Origin of the sequence: Flavobacterium piscis (assembly GCF_001686925.1) — a bacterium.
Taxonomy (GTDB): Bacteria; Bacteroidota; Bacteroidia; order Flavobacteriales; family Flavobacteriaceae; genus Flavobacterium; species Flavobacterium piscis.
Genome location: NZ_LVEN01000046.1, coordinates 481,207 through 493,230 on the forward strand (window position 1 = coordinate 481,207; position 12,024 = coordinate 493,230).

The 12,024-nt window shown below is 34.1% G+C and carries 12 protein-coding genes; 1 reads left to right on the forward strand and 11 read right to left on the reverse strand.

The annotated features are described in order from the left end of the window. On the forward strand, positions 1-1,830 hold the full coding sequence (locus tag FLP_RS23165; RefSeq protein WP_065451848.1) for a hypothetical protein: 1,830 nt from the start codon (positions 1-3) through the stop codon (positions 1,828-1,830). 75 nt (positions 1,831-1,905) lie between these two features. Here the strand turns inward: FLP_RS23165 and FLP_RS23170 are convergent, their stop codons facing one another. The 11 genes from FLP_RS23170 to hemA form a co-directional block, all read right to left on the reverse strand. Next, positions 1,906-2,808 (reverse strand): fructose bisphosphate aldolase, encoded by a 903-nt coding sequence (locus tag FLP_RS23170; RefSeq protein WP_065451849.1) that lies wholly within the window; start codon positions 2,806-2,808, stop codon positions 1,906-1,908. Positions 2,809-2,835: 27 nt separating this feature from the next. Next, positions 2,836-3,774: a DUF4421 family protein gene (locus tag FLP_RS23175; protein WP_065451850.1), complete on the reverse strand. Its 939-nt coding sequence runs from the start codon at positions 3,772-3,774 to the stop codon at positions 2,836-2,838. A 313-nt stretch (positions 3,775-4,087) separates the two neighbouring features. Further along, positions 4,088-4,546 (reverse strand): IS200/IS605 family transposase, encoded by a 459-nt coding sequence (gene tnpA, locus FLP_RS23180; protein ID WP_065451851.1) that lies wholly within the window; start codon positions 4,544-4,546, stop codon positions 4,088-4,090. Between the two features lie 603 nt (positions 4,547-5,149). Next, positions 5,150-6,052, reverse strand: a complete 903-nt coding sequence (hemF, locus tag FLP_RS23190; protein ID WP_065451853.1) for an oxygen-dependent coproporphyrinogen oxidase — start codon at positions 6,050-6,052, stop codon at positions 5,150-5,152. 133 nt (positions 6,053-6,185) lie between these two features. Beyond that, a complete protein-coding gene (locus tag FLP_RS23195; protein WP_065451854.1) occupies positions 6,186-6,731 on the reverse strand; it encodes a GNAT family N-acetyltransferase in 546 nt (181 codons plus the stop codon). Beyond that, positions 6,728-7,111: a hypothetical protein gene (locus tag FLP_RS23200; RefSeq protein WP_065451855.1), complete on the reverse strand. Its 384-nt coding sequence runs from the start codon at positions 7,109-7,111 to the stop codon at positions 6,728-6,730. The genes FLP_RS23195 and FLP_RS23200 overlap by 4 nt, the downstream gene beginning before the upstream one ends. 6 nt (positions 7,112-7,117) lie before the next feature. Beyond that, positions 7,118-7,813 (reverse strand): hypothetical protein, encoded by a 696-nt coding sequence (locus FLP_RS23205; RefSeq protein WP_065451856.1) that lies wholly within the window; start codon positions 7,811-7,813, stop codon positions 7,118-7,120. An 86-nt stretch (positions 7,814-7,899) separates the two neighbouring features. Continuing rightward, positions 7,900-8,925, reverse strand: coding sequence for a uroporphyrinogen decarboxylase (hemE, locus tag FLP_RS23210; RefSeq protein ID WP_065451857.1), 1,026 nt, complete (start codon positions 8,923-8,925; stop codon positions 7,900-7,902). Between the two features lie 122 nt (positions 8,926-9,047). Continuing rightward, on the reverse strand, positions 9,048-9,722 hold the full coding sequence (locus tag FLP_RS23215) for a uroporphyrinogen-III synthase (RefSeq protein ID WP_065451858.1): 675 nt from the start codon (positions 9,720-9,722) through the stop codon (positions 9,048-9,050). Further along, the gene (hemC, locus tag FLP_RS23220) at positions 9,722-10,645 is read right to left on the reverse strand and encodes a hydroxymethylbilane synthase (protein ID WP_065451859.1); all 924 of its coding nucleotides are present in this window, start codon (positions 10,643-10,645) and stop codon (positions 9,722-9,724) included. Before hemC ends, FLP_RS23215 begins: the two co-directional genes overlap by 1 nt. Before the next feature lie 105 nt (positions 10,646-10,750). Further along, complete coding sequence (hemA, locus tag FLP_RS23225; RefSeq protein ID WP_065451860.1) at positions 10,751-12,001, reverse strand: glutamyl-tRNA reductase; 1,251 nt, start codon at positions 11,999-12,001, stop codon at positions 10,751-10,753. Positions 12,002-12,024: the final 23 nt, after the last annotated feature.

The following is a 12,024-nucleotide window of genomic DNA, read 5'->3' on the forward strand; positions in this document are numbered from 1 at the left end:
ATGAAGCATTTTTATACTTTATTTTTATTATTCGCCACGTATTTGACTTTTGGACAAATTAATAAAAACGAATACGATTATTTTGTTCAGTTTAACGGAAATCAGCTTTCTAAAAAAGTAAGCGTTGCCGAAATTCTGAATCATCCTATTATAGCCAAATACAGTGCTAAAAAACCTGATTTGGATTTTACAAAATATACCGAGCTTATTCAGTTAGATCAAAAAATAACCATTCACGGAAAATTCTCAGACAGTATTCCGTACTATCAGGTTACAATTCCTGTAAAAAGCAAAGAAGCGGTCAAACAATTTATAATAAAGGAATTTGGGAATGGCTTAGCTGCAGATGTACAGATTCAGGATCTGGGTAAATATGCTGTTTTTAATGCAAGAGGCAAGAACAAAACATTTGCATGGAACGATAATTACCTGGTTATTCTGGAATTAACCCAAAGACTTCCTTCGAGGTTTTATACCACCGAAAGTCAAACCGTTTGGCAAGATTCTGTTGCTGTTGATGAGGTCTACGAAGAAACAACAATGGAAGAGCCTTCTATCATAATAGATGCGCCAATAAATGATGCTCCAATTGTGGTTGAAGAAGCTCCGGTTCCGTACAATGGCGAACAAGAGTATACCGCAAGCGCACCGTACACGATTCAGGAAGCTACTTTTAATCTGGAACAAACAGAAAAGCTGAATCAGATTATAAAATCATTGTTCGAAAATGGATTTACTGCACCAAGTTCAGAAAAAATAAACGCTAATGCCGATATTTCGTCCTGGATCAATTATAGCGCTGCAATGACAAGTTTATATTCTATGTCCAATTATCCAATGGCCATTTTTGGAGGTTACGATAAATTCTTGCCTATGCAGAAAAGTTTTGGAAATTTTATAAAAGGTATTAATCTTGATTTTTATTTTGACAATAATAATGCGCGTGTAGAAGAAGTTGTCGAATATTCGCCGGAGCTTGCTGAAGTGGTGAGTAAAGTCACGAATAGAAAAATAAACAAGAATGTTTTTAATTATTTCCCTGCACAAAAGCCTTTGGGTTATATGTCGTATCATTTAAATACAAAAGCGGCGCTGGAAAATTTCCCATCTCTAATGGCAGATATATTTCAAAGTCCAAAACTGGTAAAAGAGGATATTGCCGTTGTTACTGATTTAATTTCGACAATTGTTGATGAAGAAGCTGCTGCAACACTTTTTGATGGTGATTTAAGTGCATTTTTATACGGTTTCAAGGAAATTGAAGTGATGACAAAATCATACGAATACGATGAAAACTATGAAGAGAAAGTAACCGATAAAAAGACTAAAAAATCAGTCCCGTTATTTTCTGTGATTTTTACTTCGACGCATCCTACTTTTGCTGATAAATTGATGCAGTTGGGCGTTCGCAAAAAAGTATTGGTGCAAAAAGACAATTACTATGTTGTTACCGGAACCAAAGAATACGGGGATATTTTCATCAAAAAAGACAAAGATGTTATTGTAATAGCCAATACACTGGACTATTTTAATGCCGGTAACGGTACATTTTCCGGCGAAGCCAAAAAAGATTTGAGGAAAAATTATATGTTTGGAAAACTAAATATGGCTGAACTAATAAATGCATTTGGTAAATCTGGCGAAGCTAACCCTGCGGATTTAGGGAAATTCAGCAAGTTTTCGGAACAATTTTCAGACATCACATTTGAATCTCCTAAAAAGTTAATCAACAATAAATTGGTTTTTGGATTTAAGTTAAACTCGTTGAAATCTGATAAAAATATCATTCTTCAAACTTTAGATTTGACTCAGGAATTAACTTCTAAATAGTTTAAATTATAAAAAGCAAATCCCCGAAAGTTCTCAATTTTCGGGGATTTTTTTTATTTATTAAAGAGTATTTGATTATGTGATCGAAGCAGCATAAATTTCTTTGATTGTCTTGCCCAATTTAGTATTAAAATCAGCATCAGACTGACCAGCTGAAAGACCTTCGGATAATGCTCGCGAGAAACTGGCAATCAATCCGTGGTTTTGCGAAAGCTTATCATTGGCTTCATCCTGACCGTATCCGCCGGACAATGCCACAACACGCACCACATGCGGATCTGACATTAATTCTTGGTAAAAATCATTCACAGTCGGGATAGACAATTTCAGCATTACTTTTACTTCTTTGCCCAGTAAATTAAGCTGCTTTTTGATTTCTTCTTTTAGAATTTCTTCTGACTTTTCTTTATCAGCGCTGTAAATATCAACCTCAGGTTCGATAATAGGAATAAGTCCTTTTTCGAAGATTTGTAAACCCACAGCAAATTGTTGTTCGACTACTTCACGAATTCCAGCTGTGTTGGCTTCTTTAATTACAGAACGCATCTTAGTGCCAAAAACATTTTTTTCTACAGCACGAGTCAATAATTCATCTAAATTAGATATAGGCTTCATCAACTGTACGCCATTGGCAAGGTCGGCAAGTCCTTTATCGACTTTTAAAAACGGAACTATGTTTTTTTTCTCCCATAAATAGTCGGCTGTCCATTGTTCGTCGATTTTACGATCCATAGTATTTTCGAACAAAATAGCGCCCAGAATATATTCGCGATCAAAGGCAGGACTTTTTATAATTCGGGTTCTCATTTCATGTACAAGCGTATACATTTCTTCATCGTTCGTAAAACTGCTTTCCTGTACACCGTATTGTGCTAATGCTTTTGGTGTGCTTCCGCCACTTTGATCCAGTGCTGCGATAAATCCTTTTCCGGAATGCATACGGTTTAGTTGGGCTATGTATCGTTCTCTATTTTTCATAATGTTTTGTTTTAAATTTAATGGCTATTACAAACCTATTTTCTGATTTACTTTATCATAAACCTCTTTTACTTTTTTTGGCGGATCAAATCGGTAACCTGCAGAAAGTTTTAAAGTAACAATATTATCATTCAATCTCGGACTAACCTTATCGTCCTGAGCAAAACTTGTTGCATTCATACTTGCAAAAGCAAAGAAACGATCGTTATTATACGCCAATTTTAAATTAAAATCACCTTGATACAAAGCAGATGTATCTCCGTTGATATCATTAATTCCAACACCTAAAGCAACTCCGGCACCAATTAAAACCCGATTACTAATTACAAAATTATAGAAATAGGATGGAGCTAAAGTAAAAACATAAATATCTCCTGGTGGTGTATCGAGAGTGTTTAAGTCTATATTGGTGTAGTAAAATGAGAAAGTTGGAATAAAACTTCCGGAACTCTTGGTTTGCCATTCGTTTTGGCTCACCAATGTTTTAAAAGAGAATTTATCATTGAAAACATACGACGTTGATCCGCCAATTTTCGTAGTACGCATATTGGGCAATTGTGCCGTTATATTATCATCACTGATGTAAAATCCTTTTTGATTGATGTAAGTAAACGACTGCATCCATTTTTTATAATAAAAACGGGTATTGAAGTTAAAATGCTTCGATTTTGAATCGCCTTTGTTGCCACCAAGAAATTTTGGTGCAAAACCAACAGAAATATCAATGATTTTATAGTTTAGATTAAAACCAATCTGTTCTCTTCTATTGGGAGTAAGATTAAGAAATGTTTCTGAATTTTGAGCTCCTGAAGCAATCTGAAAACTATTAGAAGTGTCTAAGTAATAAACACTGGTGGTAATATTATCATTATACGATTTAAAATAGGGATTTTGCAGCGAATCATTTTGGGCAAAACACCCAAAAACGCTTCCAAAGAATACTATATAAATCAGTTTTAGATTCATTTTTTTGTTTCAATTAAAATCTATAGCTAATTTATGCATTTTAATTTTGATGATCTAAAATATGTCACCCCCGATGGGGTTAAATAATGTACATTCATAAAGTTCTATAAATATTTCATCCAAATGGGATTTCAATTTTTTAGAAAAAAAGCCGTTTTTATTTTTTTTAAAGCTCCAGCGGAGCGACATATTTATAGCAATATTGTTGGGTCTGAATTTGAGCTCCAGTGGAGCGATATATTTATAGAAAAAATTAGATGTACAGAATTTGAGCTCCAGAGGAGCGGAATATAATTATTTACAATCCTAAAAATCAAACATCCTCAAATAAATATTCATTTTTAAATTCTACATTAAACAATTTTAAAAACTCAACATACTCTTCTTTAAACGTTTTTGTTTTATGATGTTGTTCTTGATTTTGGATATAATTAATAACATTTGTCAATTGAGAGTGACTATATGAGAAAGCTCCAAATCCTGTTTGCCATTCAAATTTTCCATTAATCCATTTTTGATTATTTATGAACTTTGACGAATTTGCTTTTATATCCCGAACTAAATCTGATATAGATTTATCAGGTTTTAATCCGATTAAGATGTGGATATGATCAGGCATTCCGTTAATAGCAATGAGTTTCTGTTGTTTATTGGTGATGATTCCTGTGATAACTTTATAGATTTCATCTTTCCAAACCGTTGCGATTAAGTTTTGCCTGCCTTTTACCGCAAATACAATATGAATATATAATTGAGAATAGGTGTTTGCCATATTAAGTTTTGATTTATATGTCACCCCGCTGGGGTTCAATAGAATAAACCCATATGTTTCTATAAATATATCGTCCCGCTGGGACTTTTCAACAAAGTTACTACCTAATTTTTATAGTTCCAACGAAACCGAATACTTATAGTTTTTATAAATATATCGTTCTGGTGGGAATTTTCAATAAAGTTACTACTGTAATTTTTATAGCTCCAACGAAACGGAATACTTATAGTTTCTATAAATATATCGTTCTGGTGGGACTTTTCAATAAAGTTACTACTGTAATTTTTATAGCTCCAACGAAACGGAATACTTATAGTTTCTATAAATATATCGTTCTGGTGGGATTTTTCAATAAAGTTACTACTGTAATTTTTATAGCTCCAACGAAACGGAATTATAGTTTTATAAATATCGTCCCGTCGGGATTTTTCAATAAACTTACTATTACAATTTTTAATAGCTTTGGAGAAGCGTAATATTTATAGAAAAACATTAGTTATTACATTCGAGCTCCATAGGAGCGACATATTATTTAATAATTTTTCAATAAAATAAATTTACAAAACCTCTATCAAAAGATTGCCACTATAAGTTTTAATTGTATTAAATCCAGTCCACAGGATTTTCTAATACATTTACTAATTTCTCTTCATCACTTCCTGCTTCTGCATGATGATCGTAAACCCATTGTACATGAGGAGGTAAACTCATCAAAATACTTTCGATTCTTCCGTTGGTTTTTAAACCGAATAAAGTGCCTTTGTCATGAACCAAATTAAATTCAACATAACGACCACGACGGATTTCCTGCCAATTTCTGTTTTCAGGAGTATATTCCAGGTTTTTTCTTCTTTCTACAATCGGCACATAAGCTTCTAAGAAACTATCACCAACTTCGGTTACAAAGTTGAACCAGTCTTCCATCGACATTTGCTCATTTGCTTTGCAATAATCAAAAAATAAACCGCCAATTCCGCGGGCTTCTTTTCTATGTGCATTCCAGAAATAAGCGTCGCATTGTTTTTTATATTTCGGATAAAACTCCGGATTGTGTTTGTCGCAAGCTGTTTTACAGGTTTGATGAAAGTGTTTGGCATCTTCTTCAAACAAATAATAAGGCGTTAAATCCTGTCCGCCGCCAAACCATTGTTCGATTACTTTTCCTTGTTCGTCATACATTTCAAAATAACGCCAATTGGCATGAACCGTTGGAGTCATTGGATTCTTTGGGTGTAAAACCAAACTTAATCCGCAGGCAAAAAAATCGGCTTCACCAACGCCAAACATCTTTTGCATGGCTTCCGGTAATTTTCCGTGAACGGCCGAAATGTTGACACCGCCTTTTTCAAAAACATTTCCGTTTTCAATAACTCTGGTTCTTCCGCCTCCGCCTTCAGGTCGTTTCCAAAGATCTTCACGGAATTTTGTAGTTCCGTCAACAGCTTCTAATCCGGCACAAATCTGGTCTTGTAATTTTTGTATGTAGGCGTAAAATTTATCTTTCATTGTTCCAATTCTTTTTTGTTTTCCAAATAATCAATAGCATTTAATTTATTGACTACTTTTTTACCTGTTTTTTCTTAAAATTTGCAGTTAGTTACAATTTTTAACCAACTTATTCGACATGTTTTTAAGAAATCTATGTTTTATTATATTCTGATTTGAGTAATCCGAAATAAACAGTGTTTTGCAGTTCGCCGTCACCATTTCTAAATTCGTCCCGCAAAATTCCTTCTTGTTTAAAATTATGTTTTAATGCAATTCGCTGGCTTGCTAAATTAATTTCTGAAGTACAGATAAAAACCTTATTCATCTTCAATTCGTTGAAACAAAATGCAAGTGCATCCAGAACCATTTTTGATGTTATTCCTTTTCCCTGATAATCTTCATCAACAAAATAACCTAATTCACATTTTGAAATGCGGTAATCAATGGTTTTTACACATAGATAACCAATTAAATTGTTGGTTTGGATATCTCTTGCGTAAAAATAAAAACCTTCCTTGGTTTTTTCTTTATTACGGCTGATTTCCAGAAAATCTTCTGCTTTTTTTAATGAATCTGAATTGGCAAGAGTTACCGGGAAAGTTTTTCCAATATAATTGCTGTTTTTATCTATTAAATTATAAAATTCTTTAGGCAAAACATCTTCAATTCGGTCTATTTTCCAATCAATAAAACTCATGGCTTTTTATTTTTGGCCGAAGCAATTTTAGTATTTATTCCAAAAGAAAAAACTTTGCTTTCTTTTTGTATATATTGGTAAATAGCAAGTGCTTTTCCTAAAAAATCAAATTGTTTTTCTTGTGACAATCCTATTAAAATATCTGCAAATTGTTCTTGTTGATTCCAGTCAAGATGACATTGTTGTAAAAGAAGAATCAGTTCTTCTTCAGGAATTTCAATTGTTCTTTCCAGGCTTAAACCAAAATTCTTTAGCTGTTCATCTATAAGACTCGTATCTTCGGCATTCCAAAACTTTGGAACAAAAATTAACGCATGTAAAGTTCTGAGAGTGTTCTCTATTCTAATACTTTCTTCGTCTCTTAAACCTTTGTTGAGCATGATTTTTTATCTTTTATCCGACTTAAACTTCTGACTATAGGTTGTTTTGCTGAAAATTAATTTTTCTTGCTGAAAAGTATCATTGTTATTTCTTCCAAAACTTTTGATAGTTCTATAAATAAAATATAAAACCGGCAAAGAGTAATATATGAAGCCCATACATATTGGTACATACGGCTTTTCTATAAACAATCCGCTTGATTTTACAGTGTCAAAATACTTGGATTTTTCTAAAAATTCTTCGGTTAATCCAAATTGCGGAATTATACTATTTCCAAAACAAACTGCAAAAATCAAAAAGAAATAAAACATTGCTTTCGCAGCAGATTTACCCATTTGCATAGCCCGAACTTCCGGACTGAGATCAGAAAAAGCAAATCGCATCCGGTTTAAAACCGTTAGCAAATAAATATATAAAATATTGGTATTAATGACAGAATGATGAAAAGCCAGTGCAAACAATCCGTACATGGGAAAAAACACAAAAAGCGATAATTTTTTAGGCATAACCGCCATAAAAACTCCTGAATGCACCATGATAAATTCGAAAGCCATTAGAACAGCCAAATCATTTATAAGACTCACCGGATGTTCTTCCGGATGCAGCCAAACCATCAAAAACACAGTCGCATAATACGCCTGAAATGCATATTCTACAAAAGAAAAGGGCGAGTTTCTGCTGAAGTTTAGGTTTGCGAACATCTAAGGTTTTTTTTAGTTTTCAGTCTCAGTCTCAGTTTTCAGCTTAAAAGTAGACTGAAAACTGCGACTGAAACTGAATACTCTGTTTAGTTTCCGTATTCCTTAACGGCGTCGATAAACGCTTTTGCGTGGTCTACAGGGATATTTGGTAAAATTCCGTGACCTAAATTTACAACATATTTATCTTTTCCGAACTCGTCGATCATTTCATGAACCATTTTTTTGATGGTAGGAATTGGAGAAAGCAATCTTGAAGGGTCAAAATTTCCTTGTAAAGTAATGTTTCCACCAGACAAATAACGCGCATTTCTAGGCGAACAAGTCCAGTCTACACCCAATGCCGAAGCTCTACTTTTTCCCATTTCACCAAGAGCAAACCAGCATCCTTTTCCGAAAACAATAACCGGAGCATGATCTGCCAAAGCCTCAACAATTTGGTTGATGTATTTCCATGAAAATTCCTGATAATCAACCGGAGAAAGCATTCCTCCCCAGGAATCAAAAATCTGAACGGCATCAACTCCCGCTTTTACTTTTTCTTTAAGATATAAAATGGTAGTATCTGTAATTTTTTGTAATAAAGTATGCGCTGCAGCAGGGTTTGAGAAAGCGAAACCTTTTGCAGTATCAAAACTTTTAGAACCTTTTCCTTCAACAGCATAACAGAAAATGGTCCAGGGCGAACCAGCAAAACCAATTAATGGCACTTCGTCGTTCAGCATTTCTTTAGTCAATTTAATGGCATCCATTACATAACCTAAAGTTTCCTGAATATCCGGAACATAAACTCTGTGAACATCTGCCATTGAACGAATTGGATTTGGTATAAATGGACCAAAATTCTCTTTCATCAAAACTTCGATTCCCATTGCTTGCGGAACAACCAAAATATCCGAGAATAAAATAGCTGCATCCGGTGCAATTCTGCGAATAGGCTGAACTGTAATTTCTGCTGCTAACTCAGGAGTTTGACAACGGGTAAAGAAATCATATTTATCACGCAAAGCGATAAATTCCGGTAAATATCTTCCGGCTTGACGCATCATCCATACTGGGGGACGTTGAACCGTTTCTCCTTTTAATGCTTTTAAAAATAGGTCGTTTTTTAACATTTTTTTGTTGCTTTAGGCTTTAAGCTTTAGGCTTTAAGCGTTGTTTTCTGTTTTATTATTTGCTTACGGCTTAAAGCCTAAAGCGTATTGCTATATAAATTTTTGTGCTTATGGCCTAAGGCTTAAAGCTTATTGCTGTATTCAACAATTACATCTTCGATTACGTCTTCAACCGTTGGCTGATCTGCAATGATGATGTTTTTTGTAATTTTATGTAAAGCTTCTGCAGTGGTTTCTCCAATGCAAAAACACTTTTCTTTCTTAATTGTATTGTCTTTCAAATAACTTTCAACGCCGGAAGGACTAAAAAATAAGATTCCGTCAACGGCAGTTTTTATTTTCTGTGGCGTTAATGAGGTATCGTAAACCTGAATTTCGTTCAGTTTTACATCAGCATCTTTTAACGCTTTTGGTAATGTTTCTCTACGTAAGTTTCCGCTAAAAAAGGTGAAGCTTTCGTTGCGGTAAATTAAAGTGATGATTTCGGCTAAATCTGCTGCATAACCGGTGTAAGCCACAACATTAAAACCATTTTCTGATAAAAGAATCTTGGTTTTTAATCCCACGCAAAATACATTTTTACTTTTCAGTGCTTCAGATTTCGGATCAGCTAAAACACTATGAACCGCATTCTGACTCGTGAAAATCAGATTTTCGTTGAGGTCTTTTAATTCGAAAGATTTATTTTGGGTTTGAATGAAATCAGCTTCGACAACTTCAATATTGGCTTTTACCAATGCCTGTTTTTGTTCGCCCGATAGCTTTTTTGTAGATAATATTTGAATTGATTTACTCATTATTTTTTTAAAGATTCTTTAATAGATGCCATCAATTCTGCTCCTCCATTGTTTAAGATTTCCTGAGCTGCGAAGAAACCTAGCTTTTTCCATTCGGCAATATCGACCTTTTTATCGATTTCAAGTTTTTGTTTTCCATCAATCGAAAGTAAAACACCTTGAAAATGCAAAGTATCTTCGTCTTCATTATAAGTTACCAAAGCCCCAATTGGCGCCGTACAACCACCTTCTAAGGTTCTCAAAAACTGACGTTCGATATAGGTACAAATTTCAGTTTCGATATGGTTTAATTGCGAAAGTGCATCTAGTGTATAATTGTCGTTTTCCATTGCTACAACAAGCATTGCTCCTTGCGCCGGTGCCGGAATCATCCAATCTAAATTGATATAGTTGCCAGGTTTTAGGTTAATGCGCTCTAAACCAGCAGCAGCAAAAACAGCTCCGTCCCAGTTATTGTCTTCAAGTTTTTGCATACGAGTGTTTACATTTCCACGTAAATCAACTACGGTATGATTAGGGTATTTATTGAACCATTGTGCCTGACGACGTAAACTTCCGGTTGCAATAGTACTTGGATTCGCAAAGTCAGGATTTCCTTTATGAACTAAAATATCCAAAACATTGGCTCTTTCTAAAACTGCCGCCTGAACAATACCTTTTGGTAAAGCTGTTGGAACATCTTTCATAGAATGAACAGCAATATCAATATCGCCATTAATCATAGCTATATCCAAAGTTTTCGTAAAAATTCCGGTGATACCGAGTTCGTAAAGCGGTTTGTCAAGAATAATGTCGCCTGTAGATTTTACTGCAACAATCGAGGTTTTATAACCTAAATCATTTAGTTTTTTTTCGACAGTATGTGCTTGCCAAAGTGCTAGTTCGCTATCGCGAGTTCCAATTCTGATTGTTTTTTCAGCCATTTTTTATTATTTCTTCACCATATAAGTCATATAAGTAAATTTAAGCACTGCGTAAATAACTCTGTTAAATGAACTTATATGACTTATATGGTGGAAAATTTATTTTTAAGATGCTTTTATTTTAAAGACTTTTTCGATCCATTCGATGCTTTCATCGACCATGGTATCGTCGTCTTTTAAATGATTGGCAAAATGAGTAGTGATTTTCTGAATGATTCTGTTGCTGATGATTTCCGCCTGAGCTTCATTAAAATCAGCAATTTTTCTGCTTTGAAAATCTAATTCTGAAACTTTAATAGCATTCAGTTTTTCTTTTAAAGCATTTATAGTTGGAGCAAATTTTCTTCCTTTTGTCCAGGTAACAAATTCCTCTTTTACTTCTTCGATAATCGCTTCGGCAGCCGGAATGTGTAATTTTCTGTTTTCAAGAGTTTCATCTGTCAATTGAGACAAATAATCCATGTGAATTAAGGTAACGCCTTCTAATTCCTCAACGTTTTCGTTTACGTTTTTAGGAATCGATAAATCTAAAATCAATAAAGGTTTTTTTAGATTCAAAATTGCTTTGTCAACCGTTGGGTTTTGAGCTCCGGTTGCGACAACCACAACATCTGCTTTTTGAAGTTCTAAGTGTAACTCCGAATAATCTTTAACAATCAAATTTAGTTTTCCGGCCAATTTCTCAGCTTTGTCTTTCGTTCTGTTGATTAAAGTAATATGTTCGTTTTTAGTATGTTTTACAAGATTTTCGCAAGTATTTCTTCCGATTTTTCCTGTTCCGAAAAGTAAAATATTTTTATTGCCAATATCTTCTACATTTTTAAGAATGTATTGTACAGATGCAAAAGAAACCGATGTTGCGCCTGAGCTAATTTCAGTTTCGTTTTTGATTTTTTTGCTCGCCTGAATTACAGCGTTTACCAATCTTTCTAAGAAAGCATTCGCTAAACCCATAGATTTTGAATGTGCAAAACTCGTCTTGATTTGAGAAATAATCTCAAAATCGCCCAAGATCTGACTATCTAAACCAGTTCCTACGCGAAACATATGATTAATGGCTTCCTGATTTTTGTAAACAAAACCAACTTTCTGAAAAGCATCGACTGAACCGTTGCTGTTATCACAAATTAGTTTTATCAATTGAAATGGATGTTCTGCAAAACCGTAGATCTCGGTTCTGTTGCAGGTTGAAGTTACAATTAAACTTTCTATTCCTTCTTCTTTAGCCTGTTCAAGCAAACGCGTTTTTGCAATTGCATCCAAACTAAATTTACCTCTTACCTCAGCATCGGCTTTTTTATAACTCAGACCAACTGAGTAAAAATAAAGATGTTTAGGTACGTTATTGTTTTCCATAAATTCACTTTCATAAAAGTGCA